The sequence below is a fragment of the Lentilitoribacter sp. Alg239-R112 genome, assembly GCF_900537175.1.
GTDB lineage: Bacteria > Pseudomonadota > Alphaproteobacteria > Rhizobiales > Rhizobiaceae > Lentilitoribacter.
In genome coordinates, this window is record NZ_LS999834.1 from 25,811 (window position 1) to 50,915 (window position 25,105).

Below are 25,105 nucleotides of genomic sequence, written 5' to 3' on the forward strand. Positions count from 1 at the left end.
CCATTGAGTGAGTTAACTAATTGAATTAATTGATTTAAATCAAAAATCTGTCTATACAATTTTACTCAATTTTAAATCAAATCGATTTATTTACGATGATTTCAAGATAGGGCGTAACTTTGAGCCCGCATTAAGGTACTTCAATGGATTAATTGCTTTGCCATTTTCCCGAATCTCATAATGCAGGTGAGGACCAGTTGATCGACCTGTGCTGCCAACTTTTCCAATGGTCGTATGAATTGAGACCATTTGGCCATGGTTAACTAGAATGCGTGACAGATGAGCATAGCGCGTTGTTGTGCCATTTCCATGATCGACTACAACCATCTTCCCGTAGCCGCCTTGCCATCCGGCTTTTATCACACGTCCATTTGCTGTTGGTTTAACAGATGTGCCGGTGCGCGCTTTGAAATCAATGCCAGCATGAAAGGCGTAGCGCCGAAGAAATGGATCGCGACGATTGCCGAATTTGCTTGATATTTTTGAACCAATAACCGGATGTTTCAGTGGTAGGTTTTCAATATGGGTGAGGACCTGATCATATTGGCGGAGTGCTAAATCCAGACCACGTAGAGAATAATTAAATGTGTCACCTTCACTCTGAGGCACAAACGGTCCGCCGATGGCACTTTCATCGTCCGCATCAATTTTTGGTGCAGGCAGTTTGGATCCTTTAAGTATCTGCGTGATTTGTGCGGTTCTAGTAGCGGTGTTTTCCGCTAAGGCTTGAATGCGAGCTATTTGTTCGTGTTCGATATTTTGTAATGATAATGCAACATTGCCAAATAGATTATCCGAACTGGTTTTTACGAATGTTTGAGTAGGTGATATTGAGTTGGTAATTTGTTGGACCGGAGCAAAAGCGCTTACAGCTGAAATAGATGCTGTATCAAATGAAGATATCTTTGGTTTTTTATTGCTTGAGACATGGTCCTGCAGAACATTGCGATTAAGAGATGCGCTCTTAGCCCGTTTTAATGGGTTAATCATCGGAATGGGGATTTGTTGTGGTTCTACGTCAATAATTCCTGCGCGATCCAAGATAGGCGATAGTTGCCCATGTCGATCGGATAGGGTCGTCTGACGTTGCATCAATTCTGCAACTTTATCTTGAACCAGCTGTTGATTCAGGAGCTGTTTGCTGGTTACGCGATCAAGCTCGGAGCGGAGTTGCGAAATACGGTCTTCATATGAATGTTGCATACGCGCTTGACGGGCCATAGAGCTGCCCACCAGGTCATCGCGAACAACCAGATAAGTTGTTGCAAGCAAATGGCCAATCACCATAACCGCGACAAAGCTAACTGCAATACCCAAAATCCATGGCTTGATCACCATATGACGAACTTTATCATCATTTGCGAGGATCAACACATGTTTGGACTTTTTTTGACCGAAAACTGATTTGCCCTTGTTATGCAATCTAACTCCACCATTTATGAGAATCTTTTGGTAGGGTCATTAAGCCTTATTATGGTTAACAAATTATTTTTGCTGGGCTCATCATCATCACAATATGAGAATTTTTCCAAGTTTAACAGTACGGGCAGGTCAAGATCTACTTTGAGGGGAAAGAGTGCGGTAGAAAGAAGGAGTCATTCCAGCCTCTGCTCTTGCGAGTTCATTGAAGGGGGCTTTAAATTTCCCGCGGAAATTTGCCTGAACCAAAGTTTTGAATGTCGCACTTGGGTCTTTCTTCTCTCGTGAACATAAAAACCTAAACCATTTGGCGCCCACCGCTACATGCTTTTTTTCATCCTCATAGATAATATCCAGAATGCGAGCACTCTCATGATCTCCGGTTTGACGCATTTTGGCCTGTAGTGCAGGTGTTACATCCAACCCACGTGCCTCAAGAACCAGCGGAACTACAGCTAGTCGCGCTGTCAAATCATTGCGTGTATCGTGGGCGGCTTCCCATAGGCCATCATGAGCAGACAAATCACCATAATCTGCGCCCATTTCGCGTAATCTATCGCGTATCAGTTTAAAATGTTTGGCCTCTTCGAACGCTACTTGCATCCAATTATCATAAAAAGATCTCGGCATGGGCTTAGATGCGAATCGAGCAACAATGTCGAGCGCAAGGTCTGTTGCATTAAGTTCGATATGCGCAATAGCATGCATGAGAGCTATACGACCTTCTACGGTACTGATAGCCCGACGGCCAACTTGCATGGGAGGGACGAGCTCAGGTTTTTCAGGTCGTCCGGGTCGCAGGACGTTTTTCTTGTCTAGCGGCGATTTCAAGGAAAGCGTGCCACTAAACCATTTGGTGGCGGCGGTTTGTGCAAGTAACATCTTCTCTTCAAGATCAGGTGAAGAAATGGCACGATTTGCACCATCTCTGAGAGAATGAAATAATGGAGCTGTAGCTTGATTATTCATGATCCGTCACCTTAAAATGCTCCTGTAGGAAGGGCTAAAGCTCTTGTGCTGCTTTTAAAACTTCTTCCACATGTCCTGGAACTTTTACTTTGCGCCAAAGTTTTTGAACTTTTCCATCCTGATCGATCAAAAACGTCGAACGTTCAACGCCCATATATTTCTTGCCGTACATGCTTTTTTCTTTCCAAACATTATATGCGTCAAGTGTTGTCTTCTCCTCATCAGAGGCAAGGATTACGCCGAGTTCATGCTTGGCGATAAACTTGTCATGCTTCTTCACCGGATCAGGAGACATGCCAATAACAACGGTGTTTGCTGCTTCAAAGTCAGCTACGTGTTCTGTGAACTCTATGGCTTCTTTAGTGCAGCCACTGGTGTCATCTTTTGGATAGAAGAATAGTGCTACTTTCTTGCCTTTGAAATCGGAAAGATTCACAGTTTTGCCACCATCTCCTGGTAAATTAAAACTTGGGGCTGTCATATTTTCTATGATTTCGCTCATTGGTGGATCCTCTGTCCATATTAGTGGTTCATTGATAATATTATTGGAGTTTCAAGCCTATCTTTGAAACGCACTGGATTGTATTATCTGCTTCACAAGACGGGGAGAAGTGATTTGGGTTCTAATTAAACTCTGATCAACAAGATAAAGACAATAAGGTGCGACAATTGGAGAAAAATGGAAATGTCGAATATGGCAAAGGTTCCTTTCTGGGCCTATGCTATAATTGCGTCCATTACTTTTCCTGGGGTGTCATTGTAGTACTAATTCTATTCTGCGTGGCCGTCGGCGTGTTGCAAAGCGGTATGGCTGATACGTACATTTCTGACTATTCACAAAGTACTTTCAAGAATATCGTTGGCGAAAACCGTGCTATAAATATTGAAAAAACAGCGTTGCGACTATCGGGAGATGGGCGCATTTCAGTCGAGGCACGTGAGTTTTCGTTTAGCGGTGGTCGTGATGCACAATTAGCTTACGAGCTTAATGTGGATCGTGCTCAAATGAAAATTGATCCGATTACACTCGCTCGGGGTACAGCCACAATATCGGCGGTAGACATTTCCGATGTGGAACTCAATTTAACACCAAACCAGCAAACAGATACAAGCGATCAGGGTACGTTTATCCCAAAAATACAGGAATTTGATGGTTTCATTGAGATGATATTCTCTCAAATTGAAAGTGCTGAGAGAAATAATATTTTACGCGATGCCGATTCGATTACGTTTGAGGATGTAAAGATAAGCCATCTGGCATTTGAGCGTTTTGGTGGTTTGATCATAAAGGAAGCGACTGTGCTTCGTACTGAAGGGCATTTATCAGCTGTTGATGGTATTATCCAACTGGGCGAAGATGAGTTTCCGTTATCATTCACACGAAAAGTGCAATCCGATGATCAAACCATTGAAGGTAGTATTGGAAAGTTTACCGTTCAGTTCGAAACGAATGACCCAAATCCCGAGTTCCGATCCGGTCTAGATACAACAATGGTTGCGAGTTTTAATCTCAAGCGTGCGAGCGAAACCAGCTTGCCGGAGTTTAAACTGTCGCTAGATATTGATCCTGGTGATCTTAAAATGGGTGGTGAATTGGCTGAACTTAAAAAGTCTCAGCTCAATTGGTTCTATGATGCAGGCAAAAAAGCAATCGAACTCGCTCAATCTGACATTGCAGTTTCTAAATCTGTTTTTCCAATTTCTGGCGGACTAATTGATGCCGAAAATTTTAAAGATAAGGGCAAAGAAGGTATCGTTTTTGACTTTGTCGTCGGCGAGGGGGTCTTGGCACCAATTGATACCAATGAAGTTCCGATAATCTTCTCGGCTAAAGCATTTGGATATTACAGTTTTGAAAAGCGCGAACTTAATGCTGAAGAATTAGTTATAGCAACGGGCGGAAAATATGCAGCTGGCAATGCCATTATCAGGTTTATGGGCAAAGGTTCTCCCGAACTAAATATTGCTATTCAGGTGCCGGAAATCGAGACAGCGGTTGCCAAACAATTTTGGCCGTTTTGGTTAGGTCGCGGTACGCGTGGCTGGGCAACTAACAATATATTTGGTGGGAATATAAAGAATGCAAATCTATATCTGCATGTCGATGCGGGCCGTTTTGCAAATCCTGTTCGACCAATCATGCACAAGGACGAAGATTATCAAGTTGATTATGATTTCACCAACGCCAGAGTGAATATTGTCGGAGATGTTCCGCCCGTCAGAAATGCCAACGGGCATATGAAACTGCGTGGTACCAAAGTCACTGTTTCTGTCGATAAGGGCACTTCCTTTTTCCCGTCAAACCGGAAGATGGATATTGTAAATGGAACAATCACAATTCCTGATACGAACCAAGTGCCGCTTATGGCAGATGTGGACTTTAACCTGACGGGCTGGGCTGATGCCGCCGCGGAACTTATCAGCTTTAATCCTATCGATGCGCTGGATGATATTGGGATCGTACCAGAAGACATTTCAGGCTTAGTGGATGCGCACGTCATCGCCAAATTGGGCCTAATCCCTGATCAAAACCCACCAGATCCTGTGTGGGAAGTTGAGCTAGATCTAAATGGTGTTGATCTTTCTGTGCCGATTGAGAAACATATTTTGACGAATATTACGGGTAAAGTTGACGTTAATAGCGAACGCGCAATTATGGACGCCAAGCTCAGAGTTGATGGTGTAAACCTAAATGCACAGGTGACGGAACCCATCCGTAATTCCGATGTCCCTCGCAAACTTGCGTTGAACGGTATTCTAGATGCAAAAGATCGAACTAAATTCGGCTTAGATGTAAATGATGTGATCATTGGCAAAGTTGGGTTTAAGCAAGAGCGTGTTGACGGCGTTCGAAATAATATTGAGATTGATCTCAAAAACAGCGTCGTTATTGCGCCCGGCACTGCATGGAAAAAAGCAAAGGGTGTTCCGGCAAAAGCAACTTTTGTTGTCATAGAGAACGGAAATTCTGCGAAATTGTCAGATTTCAAGTTTTTCGGAAAAGGGTTCTCTGCAATCGGAGCGCTTGATTTAGATGCGAGTGGCGTAAAATTCGCTAATTTCTCTAATGTGAAACTATCACCCAAAGATAATTATGGCTTTACTGTCACAAGACAGGGGAATGGTTACAAGATCAACATTAGTGGTAAATCTTTTGATATGCGCCCTCTGATTGCTCAATTGAAGGCAGACGAAACGACAACGTTAAAGTATGACAGTAGCCAAGCGGCAATAGACCTGACAGGTAAGATCGACAAAGTTTATGGCTTCGGGAATGAAGTTTTATCAGTTTCAACCATGAAATATTCTGAACGTGGCGGGATACCTAGCTTAGCTGAGTTCACAGGCCGAACGAGCGCAGGTGGATCAGTTGCGGCACAGTTAAAAGGCGACAAAAACGGCGATGTCGTGACCGTTGCCAGCGATGATTCTGGCAGTTTCTGGCGGTTTTTTGACATCTATGCTTTTGTTCAAGGTGGCTCTGTGGACCTGCGCCTAACCAAAAGCGGCAACGGGCCTCATGTTGGCAATGTAAATATGCGTAATTTCAAAGTCATTGGTGATGAGCGCCTTAAGACGCTTGTCTCCACGCGTGCAAGTGCAAAGGAACGCAGCTTAAATGAAGCACTGAAAGGTCGCTTGGACGTAAGCCGCGTGAATTTCACCCAAGCAAATATTAGTGTTCAACTCAATAACGGGCGTCTTGATATTAAAGAAGGTATCGTGCGTGGACCACAAATCGGTGCGGCTTTTGATGGCATGCTTTATGACAGAAAAGACAATACCAACATTTCCGGCACATTCATGCCCGCATATGCACTTAACAGCTTTTTTGGTGAGATCCCGATCTTGGGTGCCTTGTTGGGCAACGGTAAGGACAAGGCACTGTTAGGTATAACGTTTAAGGTTAGCGGAAATGCTGATAACCCACAAATACAGGTGAACCCGCTATCAATTATAGCGCCGGGTATTTTCCGAAGTATCTTTGAGTTTTAACAAAAATACTTCGGTTTTAGGACTATTCAGGCCTGATTAGGACGTGCTTCTTTTTACCCATAGAAAGTTTGATAACACCATCATCGGAAATGGCACTTTCATTCACGAGCATGCGTTCATCGGTCATCTGCTTGTCGTTGATCTTGATCGCACCACCTTTAATGTGACGACGTGCTTCGCCATTGGAAGAGGCAAAACCCGCTTTTACAATAAGCGACAATAGACCAACGCCTTCTGCGATATCCGAAGATGGTAGGCTAATGCTTGGTAGATCGTGCGCAACAGCACCTTCTTCAAAGGTTTTGCGAGCTGTTTCCGCTGCGCCTTCTGCGGTCTCGCGACCGTGCGCCATAGCGGTGATTTCAGTTGCCAATATCTTTTTAACTTCATTGATCTCGCTGCCGCCAAGTGCTGCAAGGCGTTCAATCTCATCGATTGGTAATGTTGTAAAAAGTTTCAAGAATTTACCAACATCCGCATCTTCAGTGTTGCGCCAATATTGCCAAAAATCATAAGGTGAATACATATCGGGATTTAGCCAGATGGCGCCATTGGCTGACTTACCCATTTTCGCACCGGAAGATGTGGTTAAAAGCGGAGTTGTAACCGCGTAAAGTTGCTCAGTACCCATGCGGTGGCCAAGATCAATACCGTTAACAATATTTCCCCATTGATCTGATCCACCCATCTGCACGCGGCAGTCATAACGTTTTGCAAGTTCTACAAAGTCATATCCTTGCAAGATCATGTAATTGAACTCAAGAAATGAGAGTGATTGCTCGCGATCAAGGCGAGTTTTCACAGAATCAAAGGACAGCATCCGATTGACTGAAAAGTACTTACCAACATCGCGAAGAAAATCGAGGTAATTCAGTTTTGCCAACCATTCAGCATTATTGACCATCATGGCATCGGTTTTGCCGTTGCCATAGGTCAAATAGTTTGAAAATACTTTCTGAATACTATCGATATTTTCCTGAATTTTTTCGATCGTCATCAGTTGGCGAGATTCTTCTTTAAAAGAAGGATCACCCACCATACCGGTGCCACCACCCATAAGAGAAATTGGTCTGTGTCCGCATTTTTGTAGCCAGTGCAGGATCATAATCTGAGTAAGCGAGCCAGCGTGCAGGCTCGCTGCAGTTGGATCAAAGCCGATATAGGCAGTCACAGTTTCCGTTTGAAAAAGTTTATCAAGCCCAGCATCATCAGTTGTTTGATGAATAAAGCCACGAGTTGCGAGAGTGTGCAGAAATTCAGATTTGAACGCGGACATAACGAATTGCCTTTTGGTCTTCCAACGAAAAATGTTGCATAGAAATAAGTTCGAAACATATATTTGTCAGCGTTTAGCACTGTTTTATCAAGATTTCACCCCTCTTGTTTGATTAAGTCAGAAGATCAGTTAAATTCGTTTCAATGAATCAGAAACATCTAAATGCAATTGGTCTGATGAGTGGCACGTCGCTGGATGGCATCGATGTAGCGCTTTTGAGATCAGATGGTGAAAACGATCTCGAACGTGGCCCGTTTTTATCGATTCCCTATGATGATGAATTTCGCAACCAGCTTAAGCAGGCTTTAGTTGAAGCAAAGGTTATAAAGTCACGTGATGAGCGGCCCGATGGGCTGGCAGATCTTGAGCGAGAACTGACGGGACGACATGCAGATGCAATTGAAGAGTTTCTTGCACAGCATAACTTGCGCATGTCCGACGTCGATTTGATCGGGTTTCACGGTCAGACTATTCTACATAAGCCTGGAGAGGCGCTAACAGTTCAACTTGGTAACGGTGATTTGCTGTCTGAGCGAATAGGAATTCCAGTCGTTTATGACATGCGCGCCAATGATATGGCGAATGGCGGGCAGGGTGCTCCACTTGCGCCCGCCTATCACCGAGCACTGGTTGCGAATATGAGTTCTGCCAACAATGGCGTGGCGATTGTTAATATCGGTGGCATTTCAAATATCTCGGCTGTATTTCCTGCGAACCTGTCGGATAGTGAATTGCATGCATTTGACTGCGGAACAGGTAACATTTTGATTGATCAGTGGGTGGAAGCGCATTCGGGTCAAAAATATGATGATGGCGGAAAGATTGGTTTGCGTGGTAAAGTTATTTCAGATGTTGCTGTTGACTACATTAGAAATGTTAAGGAGCTTATCTCGGATGGACGATCTTTAGACCGGCTTGATTTCCCCATATTAGACAAAGCCAGTGCCTCATTGGAGGATGGTGCGCGAACGCTCGCTCATGTTACTGGACAACTCATTGCCGCCTCTGTTGCTCGTTTGCCGCTTGAGCCGAAACTATGGATTTTGTGTGGCGGCGGACGCTTAAACAAAGCCATCATTGTAGAGCTTGAAGAAGCACTCTCGTCTGATTGTAATGTGGTAACGGCAGAAGAGGCAGGAATTTCCGGCGATGCAGTCGAGGCCGAAGCATGGGCCTACCTTGCAATACGCTCGATGAAAGGTCTACCACTGACATATCCTTCAACAACTGGCGTAAATATGCCTGCTTCGGGTGGAGTGTTGGCGAATCTAATTTGAGCCCCGTACTCATCCCACAGTGAACATGGAGTGTAAGCACATACATTCTACATAAAATTGAATATCTGATAAGCGCGCATCACAACTCTAAAAACATGATTTTCCGAGCCGTATTGAATCCAGCTTTTTTGTAACATATTCGTGCCGTCTCGTTAAATGTCCAAGCATCTATCTGGACCCGTTTTGCACCAGCTGATTTCGCACAACGTTTTACATACTCAATCATATAGGTCCCGTATCCTTTTCCCCTATGTTGTTGAGACACCACTACTTGTTCGATTTGTACACGTTTGTGTTTAAATGCTATAAGGCTGTCCTCTGTTTCAGTGATGAGATAGTAGATAAGCCCAATTGCCTCGCTGTTATTTTCTGCAATAAGCAAGTTTCCGTTTGGCACCTCCAGTAGATTGGAGAATAATGGCGCGTAATTGTTCTTCTCTTGCGGACGTTTAAAAATTTTAGGTTCCGCATCGGCGTGAATTGCTTGGATTTGCTCATAGAGCCGATATGCAAAATCTAAATCACGCTTATTTGCCTTGCGCATGGTTAAATTGGGGTCAGTTGGACGAGCCATTGCATTTATCCTTTTAGATTTTGGAATAAATTGATGGCATAAAAAAACCACTCCAACTTACTCATTGGGCGGTTCATGTTTTCACATTAAACGTCAACCACCTCTATCTGGAGCGGTTTGTATAATATCGCATGTTTGTATTTGTACGGACCATAATCCTATTCTATTATAAGGTATGGTGCTATGCAACAATCCATTGCGAGGAAAGGCCTCTATGGGACCCATAGAGACCTTTGTCATATTCACTAGCGTTACTATTTCACAGAAATCATAACACGACGGTTTGCAGAGCTGCTACCAAATTGACCAGTTTCGCCAGCACCTTTTACCATTGTGTGGGAAAGATCGACACCTGCGGACATAAGCTCACCTTTCACCCATTCCGCACGCTCTTCAGATAAAGCCATATTTACGCTTTTTGGCCCTGCTTTGCTTGAATAGCCAGTGATTTCGATAGCGCAAGCCGCATCACCTGAAAGCTCCTTAACTTTCATGACAACATCCGCGATGGAATCGGCAGCAGCTGTTGCGTTGCCAAAGCCCGTGACCGCAAACTCGGCCGCATCACAAGCTTCAACTGCCATCATCATAGCTTTTTTGTCTTCCTCGGCAGCCATCATTTCTTTTTTCTTAGCTTCTTCAGCCGCCATCATCATGGCTTTCTTTTTCTCTTCCTCAGCCATCATCATGGCCTTTTTATCTTCTTCTGCGGCCATCATTTCAGCTTTCTTAGCTTCTTCAGCTGCCATCATGGCTTTCTTTTTCGTTTCTTCGGCCATCATCATAGCCTTTTTTTTATCTTCACCTTCGGCAGCCATCATGGCTTTTTTTTCCGCTTCTTCAGCCATCATCATCGCTTTTTTTGCGTCTTCTGCGAGCATCATTGCTTTCTTCTTGATCTCGTCAGCAGCGGCAGATTGTGCAACTTCGATGCGCTCAAAAGCAGTATCTTTCGTTTGCTGAATAGCATTCTCAGCCAGAGAGAATGTTGTGCTTGCAAGAAGCGTGACGAATAGAGTGGATGAAATGAGTTTCATGAGATTTCCCTGAATTTAGGTTAAGTTTAATTCTTTGAAAAAACTAACACGCGGGAATATTATATCCAGTGGGAAATATTCCCAATATGTTCAAGTTACAACACGTTTCTGTGATCTGGCTGCGAGAAAAGGTGACTATATTTATTGAAATTGGATTATTAGTTTATGGATTAGATGAAGCTTTTGCGGAAATTTGTGGGTTTGAACTTAGCAAAATCGGATTGCTCTCACTTCCTACCAGTAAGAAACTCGTACAAATTTTAATAAATAATCAATCATAAATGAACAATGTTGTTGTAATTCTACTTTGAAATAGTGCGAGTACTTTTCGTGAATTAAGTATTTTCTATTTTATTCAATTAGTTATGAATCTTGATGACAGCAACCAATAATAAAAATCGGAACATGAGAATCGTCATTGGCGTGAATGTTTTCATTTGTTTTGTTGTTTTAGTCATCCCAATACTTATGCCGAAGAGCGAAAAGGTGGCCGTTATTCTGCCGCCATGGAGCGAACCAAGCAAGATTATCCAGGTTATCGCAGATGCTGGGGGAGCACTCGTCAATGGCGGACGGTTGGACTGGATCGCTGTCACTACCTCAGAATCAGACGACTTTGTTAGTAAACTTTATCAGGCGGGCGCAGTTATAGTAATTGATGGCTCCATTGCTGCCGCTTGTCTTTAGAGAGGAAACAGAAAATGAAATCTATTGAAGATATTCGGCATATAGGCATGAAGGTCTTAGTCACCCTATTATGGGTGAATGCAGCCTTAATTGCTGTTCGGGCAATATTTGTTGCACATCCTCAGATGATCGTACTTATTGCCGGTGGGCTAACGATGGCATTATTGGGGACATTTACATGGCGAGCCGATAAGGCTGGTGTAGTTGCAAGAACAACTGCTGGCTTGACGCAAGCCGCGCAGGTGGCATTACTTGTTGGCGCGTTTTCCGGTTCTGATCTTCAAATAGATATGCATATGTATTTCTTTGCAATGCTAGCTATCTGTGCAGCATGCATCGATTGGCGCCCCATACTTGCCTTCACCGGTTTGACAGCTGTTCATCATGTCGTACTTTATTTTGTTATTCCTGCCGCAGTTTTTCCCGGCGAAAGTTCGGTCCTTCGTGTTGGTTTACATGCTGTAATTCTTGTCGCAGAAGCGGGCGTGTTATTAGCACTTACGAATATGATGTGGCGATCTTTTGCTTCTACGCAATTGGCGATTTCTGAGGCGCAAGCTGCTCAGAAAGAAGCGGAAGAGCAAACTAAAATTGCTGGAGACGCTCAAGATGCAAATACACAAGCGCAGTCTCAGCGCGAAGCAGAGCGCACAGAGGAAAATGCAAAACTGCAAAATGTTATTGAGACATTGGCAAACGGCTTAACAAAGTTATCTAATGGTGATTTAACGGCAAACATACCATCACCATTTGAAGGTAAACTTGATCAGTTACGTACCGATTTCAACGGCTCAGTTGCCAAACTTGCTAAAACGATGTGCGAAATGAACAGTGTCTCAACAAATTTGAGAGAAAACTCCGTTGAAATTAGTAATGCGACAAATGAACTATCGCAACGCACAGAAACACAAGCGGCATCATTGGAAGAAACATCGGCTGCACTAGATGAGATTACCGCAACAGTTCGCGAAACGTCTGAACGAGCCAATGAAGCTGCTGTTAGTGCAAGTAATGCTCGTGCAGATTCTGAAAAATCAAGCAAAGTTGTGATCAGTGCTGTTGCTGCGATGGAGGGAATTGAAAAAGCCTCCGGCGATATTTCAAATATTATCAACGTTATTGACGAAATCGCCTTCCAAACTAATCTACTGGCATTGAATGCTGGTGTTGAGGCGGCACGTGCAGGCGAGGCAGGAAAGGGCTTTGCTGTTGTTGCGCAAGAGGTGCGCGAATTGGCTCAACGGTCTGCGTCCGCTGCAAAAGAGATCAAGGAATTGATTACCAAATCCGGTGATGAGGTTGCCAATGGTGTTCAACTTGTACAGCAAACAGGTGAAGTGTTGGAGAAAATATCAACACATGTTGCAACGATTGATTCCCAGATTGGCACAATATCCCAAGGTGCGGCAGAACAGTTGACTGGAATTCAAGAGGTTAATAGCGCTGTTAACTCTATGGATCAGGTTACACAACGAAACGCTGCAATGGTTGAGGAAAACACGGCTGTCACACAACATATTGCCGATGAAGTTGCAGTGCTTGCCGAGCTAATACAGACATTTGATATAGGCAACGGAGTCGCTGCAAAACGAGTAAATGTTTCGTCGTCAGGCCCCGTCGCTCAGGCAACGCCCGTCATGCCTGCATCTGTCACAGATGAGCACGATCCAAAACCATCTCCCGCCAAAGCTATGGTGAAGAAAGTGGCAAATGCCTTTAATGGAAATAGCGCTGTAGCTGTTGAAAAGGCAGATGGTTGGGATGAGTTTTAATTCAGAGTGAGCAAAATGCGATCGCGACAGCAACATATGTTGCGGTCGGATTGAGCTTAACATCAAAATATTTAAGCCGGGCTTTGTTGCTCGGCTTTTGTTATTATGGGGCAGTTAACACCAAATAAATGAGAAAATGTTATCCTGCCTACTGAACAGACTATTGGAAATGCAGATGTATAAGATCTATTATATACCGATCACCGTTATTTGCTGCGCATGTTCTTTCATAGCGAGTGCTAAAGACATTGACCCCAAATTTGAAGATCCTGCTTTTTGGGAAGACAAGATAACGGAAAGCTACGCCACAGGAATTATAAATCAAATTCCAGACATGATTAAGCAGCAAAACATCAAAACGAGGCAAATTGAGCAATCTACCGATGATGCTCATCTTGCAAAGCTGAGAAAGCGTTTCTTTACCTTTGTCAAAAATAATAAACTTAATCAGGCAGAAGCCATATCAAAATTGATGCTAAAGAAGGGCGATTATACTGGTGAACGCTATCTGCAATCACTGAAGTAGAGTGGTTAAAGATTGAATACACCGCAAGCTTCCACACGCAAGTTAGACATTTTAGTTGTACTTTAATCATTCATGCCGAAACTTACCGCGCGAATAGGGGGGAGGCGTTTTTTTTGAGGAGGTTAACCTAACACTTTCACAGGCAAAGTTCTTATAATTGAAAGAACGGTTGAAAACCCTGCGAAGCAAATGGTGGGCGATAAGAGACTCGAACTCCTGACATCTTCGGTGTAAACGAAGCGCTCTACCAACTGAGCTAATCGCCCATTTGCGAGGTCTCGTTTAGGCTCTTGTGAAGATAAGTGCAAGAGAAAAATCCACATTTTTCAAAGAAAATGTATTTTTGAAAAAATGTCTCCTTTTTGCAAAAAAGCATGAATAGAGTGCTTGACAGATTCTACGATAAAGCTTAATCACCCATCACGGTTCGCTGAAAAGCAAATCAAAAATGAAAAATGGCGGGTGTAGCTCAGTTGGTTAGAGTGTCGGCCTGTCACGCCGAAGGTCGCGGGTTCGAGTCCCGTCACTCGCGCCATTTTTCACTTTCCACACTATCTTTGAAGTTTGCTTGTACATAAGGCGCGGTCGATGATCGTGCTTTTTTTGTTTTTGGTGCTTTATAATTGCCGGACTTATATCCTCTGCGTCGATGCCATACCTGATGTAAAAGTAAAACTACTTACACGTTGAAGTGTCATACTTAACTGTTATACTAAACTGGTTGCATTATCCGCTAAATCGAAATGGAGAGTTATAATGGCTAAGTTAAGTGCTGGCGTAATATTCACAACAATTTCACTATCACTCCTACCTATCAATCATGCATTTGCTGCGGATTTTAGTATTGGGTTTAGTTGGAGCGGTCTAAAAAAATGTACCAGCGGTAAGCCCAATCGGGTACAAAACCCACCGTTTACGCTTAAGAACGTACCTACTGGAACTGCCAGAATTGATTTCAAGATGAAGGATCGAAATGTTCCGTCCTACAATCATGGCGGGGGCAAAGTTAAATATAAAGGTGGATCAAGTATTGCACGCGGGGCATTTAAATATAAAAGTCCATGTCCTCCCAATGGTAAACATACCTATGAGTGGACCGCCACAGCCAGAGATGCCAAAGGCAAAAAACTAGCCGTTGCGAAGGCGCGTAGGAGTTATCCGTAACATAGTAGCTTTGAAGTAAGCATTTACTGTACAAGCCCATGTGAATTTCTCCGCTCCCAACATCACGCTGAGGGCTTGTCGTGTATCCATACCAGTCGTTGCGAACCCGTCATAAACATGACTTATAGCTTTTGGCGATAAAAATAGTTTCCAAGGCGCAGTGTAGATGGGCCAAATAATTGGCATAGTCTGGAAAAACTCACTTTCCTTTTGTCAGGTAGTGGCGTTGTGGTTATTTTGACATAGATTAAAACTTGAGTCGGGACTGATTGCTACATCAGACTCTTGTATGTGCAGGTATCAAAATGGTCGAAACAGATAGTCATAACGATCAGGATGTGGATATTGCGGTGAAGACACTCGAAGATTCCCATGATAATGGCAGCATCTATGATGATGAAGGCCGTATTCGATCCGATTTCCGAAAAACAGTCGGTAGAGCGCTCGATAGCGGCAATATAGATCATCTTAATGGTCTGGTTGCAGCTCTTCACGAGTCTGAGATGGGTGATCTGCTCGAATCTCTTAAACCAAGGCGACGGCAGAAGCTTGTTGAGGTGCTTGGAGATTCGTTTGATTTTGCTGCATTAACAGAAGTCGATGAGGCAATTCGTGTTGAAATTGTCGACTATATTCCAAACAAGGATGTTGCGCGCCGGATTGGTGAGCTTGATTCGGATGATGCCGTTTTCATTCTCGAAGATCTTGAAGCATCGGATCGAGATGCAATTCTTGCCGAGTTGCCATTTATAGAACGTGTTCGTCTTCGTCGTTCGCTGGAATATCCCGAAGATTCTGCTGGTCGTCGAATGCAAAGTGAGTTTGTTGCGGTGCCGCCATTTTGGACGGTTGGGCAAACAATTGACTATATGCGCATAGACAAAGACCTGCCGGAAAGCTTTAGCCAAATTTTTGTAATTGATGCGACCTATAAACTTGTAGGTTCCATTGATCTCGATAAAATTTTACGCACAAAACGGCAGGTTCGTACCGAAGAAATTCTAAATGATACGATCCACCCCATTCCGGCCCTGATGGATCAGGAAGAGGCGGCACTCGTGTTCGAGCAATATGACTTGCTCTCCGCAGCCGTGATCGATCATAACGAGCGCCTAGTAGGTGTTCTTACCATTGATGATGTTGTTGATGTTATCAACGAAGAAGCCGAAGAAGATATCAAAGCACTTGCTGGCGTGGGCGATGAGGAATTGTCTGATAATGTTTTTGCAGCATTTCGATCGCGTTTCGCATGGCTTTTGATCAATCTACTCACCTCAATTGGCGCTTCTATGGTCATCGGTGCGTTTGATGCAACCATCCAGCAAATGGTCGCACTCGCGGTGCTCATGCCTATCGTTGCCTCTATGGGTGGTAATGCTGGCACTCAAACGATGACGGTGACGGTGAGGGCGCTCGCCACCCGTGACCTTGATATATACAATACCGGGCGTATTATCCAACGTGAGGCACTTGTTGGCGCGGTCAATGGAGTGCTTTTTGCTGCGCTTATCGGCGTTGTTGCCGCATTTTGGTTTGATAATATTGATCTTGGTTTTGTAATCGGGATTGCTATGATTATAAACATGATTTCGGCAGCGCTTGCAGGTATCTTGTTGCCACTCATGCTCGATAAACTTGGCGTTGATCCTGCTATTTCGTCCACTGTGTTTGTTACTACCGTGACTGATGTCGTTGGATTTTTTGCCTTCTTGGGGCTTGCGGGATGGTGGTTCTCGTTCTTATAGGTGCATCCATGGTTAATTTATATACAATCACCCAGCTAACCCGAGAATTTGATATCTCTACTCGCACGTTGCGCTTTTACGAAGATGAAGGCTTGATTAGACCCGAGCGCCGGGGCCGCACAAGGCTGTACACAGGTGCTGATCGTCGCCGGATTGATAAAATCTTATGTGCAAGGCGGGTAGGGTTTTCTGTCGCCGAAATTGCGGAGATGCTCAAGCTTCAAGTCGAACTACCTGATACTACCAATCAGCTGCGCGGTGTAATGGATGGCATTGAGAAAAAACGCGCCGATCTTAGGCAGCAGCGTCGCGACTTGGAGCTGGTGATTGATGATTTGGATAATCTCGAAGATTCCTGCCTGGCAAAACTCGCTGAAATTGGTGTTGGAACCTAATCTGGTTGAATTTGCTGATGGATCTTGCTTAAACGTTTCTATCTAACATGAATAAAACGGTTGATATGGGCGCAATTGCCTGTAAACAGGGCCTTACAGATAACCCATAAGCAGCCATATTGGTTGGCTTTTGAACCATATGCCTTTGGAGTATTTCCCAATCATGACGATCACCCATCTTGTCACCCATTCAGGCGGCTTTCATGCAGACGAATTGCTATCCTCTGTCATCCTAACCCGTCTTTTCCCTAAGGCTGAACTTAAACGAACGCGCGATCATAAATGGCTGGCACCTGCCGATGATAAAATCATTTACGATGTAGGCGGTGACTACAATGCCGATGCGCAAGTCTTCGATCATCATCAGCGGCCCAGTCCTTTACGAGAAGATGGTCAACCATTTAGCTCTTTTGGTTTGATTTGGGCGCATTATGGGCATCAATATTTAACGAGTTTGGACGTGCCCGCAGATAATATTGAGGCAATTCATGTAGCGTTTGATAGGAAATTTGTGCTGCCCATCGATCTGTTGGACAATGGTGCGATGGAGCCATCTGTGGCGGGCCCATTGTCAGATTTAACACTCCCAGCGTTTTTTGAAAGTTTAAAGCCCGTGTTTGATGATACCTCGCCAACAGCTTACGACGATGCCTTTTTTGCAACTTTGCCAATCGCGCGTAGTTTTGTAGAGGCACAAATCGGTAATATCACAGCAAAAGCCCGCGCGAAAAATATCGTGATGGAAGCCATCGCCAAAGCTGGTGCATCACCTATTCTGGAATTACCCATGGGCATGCCTTATGGTGCAGCGCTTGATGAGGTAGGTGCCGATCACATGCTGTTTGTTGTTAATCCGCGCGGAGAAGATTGGACGCTCAATGGTATTAAGTTGTCAAAAGACACATTCGATCAACGCGCAGATTTACCCGCTGCATGGGCAGGGCTAACAGACGCTGCGCTAGAAGACGCTTGCGGGGTCAAAGGTGCTAAATTTTGTCACAATGCGCTATTTATCGCGGTTGCAGATTCACGCGAAGCAATAATGAAAATGGCTGACCTTGCAGTGAGAGAAGCTAGGTAGTTCAGTTTAAGCTTTTGGACAAATGCAAATGTGTTTCTAATCTTTGAGATTGATGAACCTATATAGGTCAGCCTTGTTCCAGAGTTCGTTAATCTAAACCTTCTGTTATTCTGGTCAGTTCACTAAATAAATTTCGTAAAAAACCCTTGACCCTTACACTAGTGTCAATGCGTTAAATCTCCGTTCGCATCAATGTGTGCTGCATTCAAAAACAGGAGAAAAATGCGATATGATATCGAATAATAGTTGGCAGGATAAAGTGGCAATTGTGACGGGAGGCAGCTCTGGCATCGGACACGCCACCGCGCAGGCACTTGCCGAGCGTGGGGCAGGGGTTCTGATAACCGGGCGCAATGCCGAAAGGCTCACTGACGCTGCAAGGGCAATTGAAGGCGTGCAAACATTGCAAATCGATAGTGCTGACCCTGATAGTGGCAAACGTATTGTTGAGGCTGTGTTGAACCGGTGGGGGCAGCTTGATCTTATCGTCAACAATTCAGGTGCGGGCCAGCCCATGCCAATGGGCGCATATGATGCCAACGCGATCAAGAACATGTCTGATGTGAACATTATTGCGCCTTCCATGCTGGTGAGCGAAGGGCGAGCGGTACTTGCGCAAACAAAGGGCGCGATTGTGAACATTAGCACCGCAGTATCACGGAACGCAGTTCCCATGATGGCCCATTATGCGGCGACAAAAGCGGCTCTGGAGCATCTGACGAAATCTTGGGCCATCGAGATGGCAGGCGATGGTATTCGTGTTAACGCCATTGCACCCGGTCCGGTTAAAAGCGGTGCGTTGACAGGCATGATGGGATTGCCGGACGAGATGGCGCAGCAAATCGAAGAGCAGGAAGCCAGCCAGGTTCCGCTAGGGCGGCGCGGTGTCCCTTCTGATATTGTGCCCTGGGTGCTGAGACTTGGCAGCTCGGATAACGAATGGCTGACGGGTCAGATAATCACCGTGGACGGTGGTTGGGCAGATCGTAGCTAACCGTAGGCGATATCGGGTAGGAGCGGTGCACCCGCCCGATATACTTGATCTTCGACCACGAGTTTACCATCTATATGGAAGTGAGTTTAAAAGGAAACATAATGCAGGCCAAGGAAGCCGCCGACAGGCTCGGCATTACACAGCGCATTTTGCGTCATTATGAGAAGGTTGGTCTTTTGGATGTGCGCCGGACAGACAATGGCTATCGCATTTATAGCGAAGCCGATTTACGCCGCGCTGGTCGCATCCGTGATTTCATTGCAACGGGCTTTTCCACCCGTGAAATACTGGCTATGAGCGCCTGCCTGTCAGATGATGCTGATGGCCCTTGTGAAGGCGGAATTGCCCAACTGACTGAAAAACTTGCCCATATCGACCGCTTGCGGGATGAGCTGGACACACGACGAGACGCCATTCTTGACCGCCTCGCCAAACTAAAAGCCGAGCTTTCAAACTAGGGAGAGGATAGCTCCGCTGGCAAGGGTAGTTATGTCTGCAATTGATTAATTTGATGAGTTGATGAAGGTCTGTAAGGCGCCATAGGGAGACATGCACGATTTCAAACTGATAATGACTGCCACATCAAAAAGCATAATTTTACGTTATATCATTATGTCAGGCAGCATTGAAAATCTAACGTTTAATTCCCACGTATGAAATATGTCTATAGAGAAGGTTACGCATGCGAAAATTGTTCATATTCTTTCTATTCCAAATTGGTGCCATATTTCTAACACTCGGAATTTCAATGGCTCAATCTACAGATAATTTGAGTGGAAGAATAGAAGAAGTAAAGGTACCCGCCCCAGCATTAACTGGAAACCTTCTTAAAACTCCCGATATCCAAAATGTAGCAGTCTATCTTCCTCCCGGATACGATAAAAACTTAGAGCAAAATTATGCCGTTATTTATCTGCTTCACGGGATTTTTGATGACCGTGGGGTTTGGAGCGAAAATTACAAGGTGCCAGAAATTCTAGATCGTTTGATCTCAACAGGCAAGATCCCGGAATTGATTGTCGTTATGCCAGATGGTGGCAACAAATATGGTGGTGGCTATTATCGCAACTCAACGGTCAGCGGACACTGGGCAGATTATATAGCAGACGATCTCGTTAGTTTTATCGATGAGAATTTTCGCACGCTAGCAAAAGTTGATAGCCGCGCTATCATTGGTCACTCAATGGGTGGATATGGCGCACTGAATCTAGCAATGACTCAACCGGGAGTGTTTTCGGTGGTTTGGGCGCTTAGTCCCTGCTGCCTCAGTGCAAGAGATGATCTTAGTTTTGGAAATGACGCATGGAAACGAGCGGCTGCTGTTAATTCTGAAGAAGATCTGCTCGACCTTATTGAGAAACGCGACTTCTATCCGATCGCGACCATCGGCATTCTAAATGCATTCAGTCCGAACGCGAAGGCACCACCCGTCTATGCAAATTTCCCATTCGATATTGTGCGCGGAGAGGTTGTTCTCGATGATCTCTTATATGATCGCTATCTAGATGCTTTGCCATCACGTCAAGTGCATAATACTCGAAAGGCGCTTCGCGATCTACGTGGATTAGCGATAGGGGTGGGCCTTGGTGATCAGTTTTTGCATATCCCAACCGGCACGCTTGAATTTTCGCATCGCCTCGGACAAGAGCGCATACCTCATAGGTTGGATGTTTACGCTGGAGATCACCGGCAGCATGTCAGCGAGCGACTTGAAAACATCATTCTCCCATGGACGGTGCAAAAAATGGTCGTGTCCAATGTTGAAAGATAAGTAGAGATCATAGCATTGAGTGAATAGCGAAGCTTTGTTCCAGAAGGGGGTTGTCGCGCTACACAATTCACACCTCAACTGCTGTCGTTCGACCAGCTTCTTAACTTGGACATTGCCCAACTGACTGAAAAAATTGCCCATATCGACCGCTTGCGTCCGTTTAGTACCACACTCAATCATAATTCCAGACGTTATAAGGAATTCAGCTTTTGAGGGTAAGTTCCAGCGCAGGTCCAAAAATAATCTCAGGCATACATCAGCAGTTATACCGATGTAATCACCAACATTTCATGTTAGAATTTATTAAATTTCCTTGATACTCTAGCTTTAGAGTAGCTTCTAGCGGGGTTCAAATATGTTATTTATGGCGAAATCGGCTCACAGGCGAGATTATCTTGTAAAACGTGTAGCCGAGTGTCTTTCTCCTGCTGAGTCCGCGAATGTGGCCGGTGAAAAACAACGGCAGGAACTGGACCAATCTAACGCATCGCGTGCATTTCGAGCATTGGTATTGGCTGCTCTGGTCATTATTGTTTTGGCACTGCCTTTGTCCATTTGGTTGACCTTGGTGTAACGCTCACTGAATAGTTGTTTGCCTATAGTCCTGTTTCAATAGAAGTCGCCTGTTCGGCTGACTGCGCTGAACCTGTATGGTTGAGCTACTATTAGGATGAGGCGACTGCCTTAGTCATTCCATAATTGTGTAATTTAAAACAATTATGTTGTCATTCATAAAACCCCTGTTTCGTTTGAGCCTACGGATTGCCGTATTTTTGCTGGTACTTTTTGTTCTGCCGGCGCTTGCCCATTTGGGTGTCTGGAGCCTGGGGGATCGGCCAGAAGGCTGGCGGCAGGCAAATTGGTCAAGTGCAGGGGTTTTGCCAAAAAATCCACCCATAAACAAAGCCGAGATTTATGTGCTGACGGCTCGCACCGGCGGCATGAAGGGCGCGTTTGCAACCCATTCCTGGCTGGTGCTCAAGTCCGCGGGTGCGCGGCGTTATGATCGCTATGAGGTTGTGGGGTGGGGCAGTCCGCTGCGCAAGAATGCTTATGATGCGGATGGTCATTGGTATTCCAACAAGCCGGTTATCAACCATCAGATAACTGGTAAAGAGGCCGAACGGCTCTTGCCGCAAATCGAAAAGGCAATCAGCAACTATCGCTGGCGCCAGCGGGGTGATTATACGCTTTGGCCGGGGCCGAATTCCAACACATTTGTGGCCAGCATTTTAAGGCAGGTGCCAAGCCTCGCCGCATCAACGCCCAGCACCGCCGTGGGGCGGGATTTTCCCGCAGATGGCAAATGGGCAGGCCGCCGCAGCGATGGCGCTGTGTTTGCAACATTAGGCGGGTATTTTGGCATTGTCTTGGGTGGCAGCACCGGGTTGGAGTTCAACTTTCTGGGCCTCGTAGCAGGCGTTAACCCTTGGGCGCGGGAAGTGCTCATTCCGGCCTTTGGCGCGGTTCGGGTTTTGTGATGCCTGACTGAGGGTAAGGGCCTAATCTCGAGTGCGGATATTATCCGCTTTCGTTTGGGTAACAGACATTAGACGTAACGGGTGCGATTTCATGTTTGTGCCAATTTCGGACATTCTTGGGTGTTCTATAAATATAAGCCAATTTTATGCTAGACGACAGCTTTACGAGATAGAGCTAGGGGTAAAACTAAATTTATCAAGGACTGCTTGGCGAATTGATCTATCAACAGTGTTGAAATTAACTACGAAAATCCGCTAAATACCACTTTCTATGGATAGCCATACTTGAGCAATAGCCTCATACCACATCTGATATATCGTGTACCGAAGTGGCTTTTATTAAAGGTTGTTGTTGATTATTACTTGTGGGTCTGGCACAACTCCTGAGTCTAATTTTAGTTTTTCGAGAAAAATCTGATTGATCGAGTTTTCTAGGCTATTTAACTGCCCAGAAAAATTGCTAACTGAAGTCTCTAAATAGTTGATCCGAGTTTCCATATTGACGACCGAATTTTGCAGCTGCGCCATTTCTCCTTTCAAACTAGTGACATCTGATTGGATTTGATCGAGTTGAGCTTGATTGGCCGCGGATGCAGCAGCATTATTAACAATGGATGCCACGCTCAAGATATCTTGGATTACCTGAACACCTTTTAAACTGCGCATTATTCCGCTAGCCTGATCTAGCTTATGCATCGCGTCAACAAGATCAGCAGCAGCTTTTGACCGCGCCGCTCTGAGCGAGATCAATTGTCCAGATATTCCAGCATTTTTTATCTGCTCGCGATACAGATTTGCGAGTTCTGAGTATTGTCTGGATCGCTCCTCCACGGCCTCAGCTTCTGGAAGCCCTTTAATAACAGATTTTTGAAGCAGCATCTTTATACGCTTCAATCGAGCATCTGCCCAGAATGATTTGCTGTCATCAATCACATGAAATGAAATCTTTTTATCGTCGGTTTTGTAAACCCAGATCGCCCGCGATTTGTCACTTACTGAGAGGTTTTCAGGTAGCGAACCTATTTCGTCAAAGTTCTTTAGAAATGTTATATCCGCACCAAACGTGTCATGTTTAACCACTCTGCTACCAATTATGCTACGTAATGCGGCATCGTTTGCATTTATTCCATCACCAACCAGAACTGGAACCATCACATATCTTTTGTTAGAGCTGGAAGACTCTAAGACGGTGACATCGAAAAGTAATCCTGTACCTGTAGCAAATTTACTACTCCTAAGAACCTCGGAATAATGATTGGCAAACTCATTAGAATTTATGAGGTTTATGACGGCATCATCAGTTGCCTCAGTGATGTCATTCACAACGCCAGCGAGTTTTTCAGCGGCTTCAATAGTAGAGACACCTTCCAAAATAATTTTCACAGCACTGGGGTTTGCCAAGGAGGGAGTAAGAAAAGACAACAAGAGGAATGTTGTGAGTATTATAAACCGCATGTGTTCTCTCCAGTTTCAAGTAGTATAATACGACATTCGGCATTGTTTATTGTTAGCTCACAAACTCTCTTGGCATGTACAAGTGATTCAATAGCAAGCTCGCGAGCATCGATTTCTTTCTCGATGCTCTTCCAGTCTGAGAATAATTTTTTCTCGGCGTCGTCAAATAATTTGCTGTCGATATTCCCATCACATATTTTATTGTGGATTTTATGTTTATTGAGGACGATGTTTTCTGCTTCTGCGGCGTATTGATAAGGCTTACCACGGGATATACTGCTCGAAGTGAGAGAGCGATTTTCAGAAATGATTTCTTCTGTTTTTTCTAAAATTAGTGGCGTTAGGGTGTGTTCCCTTACAAGTGTGGTTTTACAACCGTTATCCCCCCCATCATCTATCAGATAAGGGCATGAAAAAGGATCTACTCGGAAATCACTCGTTGTAGTTTTTTTACAAACCATGCCGCCCGTCTTTCCATCTAGGAAAAACTTGCCAACGGGATTTTTTGCTTGCTGATCACGGAAATCCACAATGGCTCTTTCGAGTGAGGTAATAGTTGCAGGAATGGAGTTTGGTAACTTCGGATCAACAGCATTACGCAGAAATGGCAGATATGAATCTCTCAAGGCGACTTTTACCTCAGTGAGATCAAATGATATCCCCACTTCCCTTGCTTCGTCCGAAACTAGTTCGAGCGCAATCATCATTTCGTGTTCCTGCGCAACCGCTACATGGATAGCGTAATCGTATGCCGTTTCAGGAGTAATCTCTATCAGTCTGCTTCTTGCTAGAGCGTAGGATTCATATAGAGACTTGAGGAAAGTGTAGTAGTTTTCTGAAGTCGTATCGGTATTGGCAGGATCAAGAAAAGATGTAAGCTTTTCTCGGTAGCGCCGCCAAAGCCCTGCCATCTCATTATGATTCGAAAGTGCAACGGTCTCCTGTGGTACTTTTGATACTAATTTTCGTATTTCATTCAATTCGACCAATGCTTGCTGTAAGCCAACATTAATGGCACCAACTTCTTTTGATATTGAAGTTAATATCTGAAGGTTTGCTTGAGCAACGAGTGCGGCAGCTCGTGCTTTCTTACCACGCGACATTAGTGAAACGGCTAAAGAGGCAACAGCGATAACTGCTGTTACAACCCACGCATTTGCACGGGTTGGCATCAAGGATGGTATAGTGGCAAGTGAAACCGTAGCTAATGTGCCCTTAAAAAAATTACGTCTTGAAAGCATACTGATGGCTCCAGTTGAATCTCAGTTCATCTCGACTTTTAGGCGCAATTAATACGAAACGCCGTAAAGTAGAACCACAAATTATACGTAGTTCCTAATTTAAGCAACTCCTGATAGAAAAGGCTCGGCGTGAAAGCTGATATCCAAGAAATTCATTGCACTGGGAACTAGTCGCTCGAAACAATTGTTCGCGATGGCGGATTAAGCGACAAATCAAAATCAAGCCAATGTCTCCAGTGGGCCAC

General features: G+C 44.7%; 22 protein-coding genes and 2 tRNA genes. 15 read left to right on the plus strand and 9 right to left on the minus strand.

What is annotated here, in order from left to right:
• Positions 1-90: 90 nt before the first annotated feature.
• The 3 genes from G3W54_RS13360 to G3W54_RS13370 form a co-directional block, all read right to left on the minus strand.
• Positions 91-1,422: a peptidoglycan DD-metalloendopeptidase family protein gene (locus tag G3W54_RS13360; protein ID WP_162653729.1), complete on the minus strand. Its 1,332-nt coding sequence runs from the start codon at positions 1,420-1,422 to the stop codon at positions 91-93.
• A 129-nt stretch (positions 1,423-1,551) separates the two neighbouring features.
• A complete protein-coding gene (locus G3W54_RS13365) occupies positions 1,552-2,388 on the minus strand; it encodes a ferritin-like domain-containing protein (RefSeq protein ID WP_162653730.1) in 837 nt (278 codons plus the stop codon).
• 34 nt (positions 2,389-2,422) lie between these two features.
• Positions 2,423-2,890, minus strand: coding sequence for a peroxiredoxin (locus G3W54_RS13370; protein ID WP_174244250.1), 468 nt, complete (start codon positions 2,888-2,890; stop codon positions 2,423-2,425).
• Between the two features lie 167 nt (positions 2,891-3,057).
• Between G3W54_RS13370 and G3W54_RS13375 the strand changes: the two genes are divergently transcribed.
• Positions 3,058-6,384 carry a DUF3971 domain-containing protein gene (locus G3W54_RS13375; protein ID WP_162653731.1) on the plus strand — a complete coding sequence of 1,109 codons (3,327 nt, stop codon included), beginning with the start codon at positions 3,058-3,060 and terminating at the stop codon, positions 6,382-6,384.
• A 22-nt stretch (positions 6,385-6,406) separates the two neighbouring features.
• On the opposite strand, the gene tyrS is transcribed toward G3W54_RS13375, so the two are convergent.
• The gene (tyrS, locus tag G3W54_RS13380) at positions 6,407-7,660 is read right to left on the minus strand and encodes a tyrosine--tRNA ligase (protein WP_162653732.1); all 1,254 of its coding nucleotides are present in this window, start codon (positions 7,658-7,660) and stop codon (positions 6,407-6,409) included.
• 143 nt (positions 7,661-7,803) lie between these two features.
• On the opposite strand from tyrS, the gene G3W54_RS13385 reads away from it, so the two are divergent.
• Complete coding sequence (locus G3W54_RS13385) at positions 7,804-8,937, plus strand: anhydro-N-acetylmuramic acid kinase (RefSeq protein WP_162653733.1); 1,134 nt, start codon at positions 7,804-7,806, stop codon at positions 8,935-8,937.
• A 79-nt stretch (positions 8,938-9,016) separates the two neighbouring features.
• Here G3W54_RS13385 and G3W54_RS13390 read toward each other — a convergent pair whose 3' ends face one another.
• Positions 9,017-9,511 carry a GNAT family N-acetyltransferase gene (locus G3W54_RS13390; protein ID WP_162653734.1) on the minus strand — a complete coding sequence of 165 codons (495 nt, stop codon included), beginning with the start codon at positions 9,509-9,511 and terminating at the stop codon, positions 9,017-9,019.
• A 254-nt stretch (positions 9,512-9,765) separates the two neighbouring features.
• Entirely contained in the window at positions 9,766-10,548 is a 783-nt protein-coding gene (locus G3W54_RS13395; RefSeq protein ID WP_162653735.1) for an OmpA family protein, read from the minus strand.
• 405 nt (positions 10,549-10,953) lie between these two features.
• Between G3W54_RS13395 and G3W54_RS13400 the strand changes: the two genes are divergently transcribed.
• The 3 genes from G3W54_RS13400 to G3W54_RS13410 all read left to right on the plus strand — a co-directional run bounded on the left by G3W54_RS13400 (position 10,954) and on the right by G3W54_RS13410 (position 13,533).
• Positions 10,954-11,235, plus strand: coding sequence for a hypothetical protein (locus G3W54_RS13400; RefSeq protein ID WP_162653736.1), 282 nt, complete (start codon positions 10,954-10,956; stop codon positions 11,233-11,235).
• Positions 11,236-11,249: 14 nt separating this feature from the next.
• Complete coding sequence (locus tag G3W54_RS13405) at positions 11,250-13,007, plus strand: methyl-accepting chemotaxis protein (protein WP_162653737.1); 1,758 nt, start codon at positions 11,250-11,252, stop codon at positions 13,005-13,007.
• Positions 13,008-13,182: 175 nt separating this feature from the next.
• The gene (locus G3W54_RS13410) at positions 13,183-13,533 is read left to right on the plus strand and encodes a hypothetical protein (protein WP_162653738.1); all 351 of its coding nucleotides are present in this window, start codon (positions 13,183-13,185) and stop codon (positions 13,531-13,533) included.
• Between the two features lie 190 nt (positions 13,534-13,723).
• Here the strand turns inward: G3W54_RS13410 and G3W54_RS13415 are convergent.
• Positions 13,724-13,799 (minus strand) — tRNA-Val (locus tag G3W54_RS13415).
• A 192-nt stretch (positions 13,800-13,991) separates the two neighbouring features.
• Between G3W54_RS13415 and G3W54_RS13420 the strand changes: the two genes are divergently transcribed.
• The 10 genes from G3W54_RS13420 to G3W54_RS13465 all read left to right on the plus strand — a co-directional run bounded on the left by G3W54_RS13420 (position 13,992) and on the right by G3W54_RS13465 (position 22,164).
• Positions 13,992-14,068, plus strand: a tRNA-Asp gene (locus tag G3W54_RS13420).
• 221 nt (positions 14,069-14,289) lie between these two features.
• A complete protein-coding gene (locus tag G3W54_RS13425; RefSeq protein ID WP_162653739.1) occupies positions 14,290-14,697 on the plus strand; it encodes a phospholipid-binding protein in 408 nt (135 codons plus the stop codon).
• A gap of 305 nt (positions 14,698-15,002) precedes the next feature.
• Positions 15,003-16,442, plus strand: a complete 1,440-nt coding sequence (gene mgtE / locus G3W54_RS13430; protein ID WP_162653740.1) for a magnesium transporter — start codon at positions 15,003-15,005, stop codon at positions 16,440-16,442.
• An 8-nt stretch (positions 16,443-16,450) separates the two neighbouring features.
• Positions 16,451-16,837 (plus strand): MerR family DNA-binding transcriptional regulator, encoded by a 387-nt coding sequence (locus G3W54_RS13435; protein WP_162653741.1) that lies wholly within the window; start codon positions 16,451-16,453, stop codon positions 16,835-16,837.
• A 163-nt stretch (positions 16,838-17,000) separates the two neighbouring features.
• Positions 17,001-17,918, plus strand: a complete 918-nt coding sequence (locus G3W54_RS13440) for an MYG1 family protein (RefSeq protein ID WP_162653742.1) — start codon at positions 17,001-17,003, stop codon at positions 17,916-17,918.
• A gap of 229 nt (positions 17,919-18,147) precedes the next feature.
• Positions 18,148-18,912, plus strand: coding sequence for an SDR family oxidoreductase (locus G3W54_RS13445; RefSeq protein ID WP_162653743.1), 765 nt, complete (start codon positions 18,148-18,150; stop codon positions 18,910-18,912).
• Between the two features lie 101 nt (positions 18,913-19,013).
• Complete coding sequence (locus G3W54_RS13450; protein WP_162653744.1) at positions 19,014-19,370, plus strand: MerR family transcriptional regulator; 357 nt, start codon at positions 19,014-19,016, stop codon at positions 19,368-19,370.
• A 224-nt stretch (positions 19,371-19,594) separates the two neighbouring features.
• Positions 19,595-20,683: an alpha/beta fold hydrolase gene (locus tag G3W54_RS13455; RefSeq protein WP_162653745.1), complete on the plus strand. Its 1,089-nt coding sequence runs from the start codon at positions 19,595-19,597 to the stop codon at positions 20,681-20,683.
• A 355-nt stretch (positions 20,684-21,038) separates the two neighbouring features.
• Positions 21,039-21,257 (plus strand): hypothetical protein, encoded by a 219-nt coding sequence (locus G3W54_RS13460; protein ID WP_162653746.1) that lies wholly within the window; start codon positions 21,039-21,041, stop codon positions 21,255-21,257.
• Positions 21,258-21,492: 235 nt separating this feature from the next.
• Complete coding sequence (locus G3W54_RS13465; protein ID WP_343162568.1) at positions 21,493-22,164, plus strand: DUF3750 domain-containing protein; 672 nt, start codon at positions 21,493-21,495, stop codon at positions 22,162-22,164.
• A 339-nt stretch (positions 22,165-22,503) separates the two neighbouring features.
• Here the strand turns inward: G3W54_RS13465 and G3W54_RS13470 are convergent, their stop codons facing one another.
• A complete protein-coding gene (locus tag G3W54_RS13470; protein WP_162653748.1) occupies positions 22,504-23,619 on the minus strand; it encodes a hypothetical protein in 1,116 nt (371 codons plus the stop codon).
• Complete coding sequence (locus tag G3W54_RS13475) at positions 23,607-24,860, minus strand: hypothetical protein (protein ID WP_162653749.1); 1,254 nt, start codon at positions 24,858-24,860, stop codon at positions 23,607-23,609. Before G3W54_RS13475 ends, G3W54_RS13470 begins: the two co-directional genes overlap by 13 nt.
• Between the last annotated feature and the right edge of the window lie 245 nt (positions 24,861-25,105).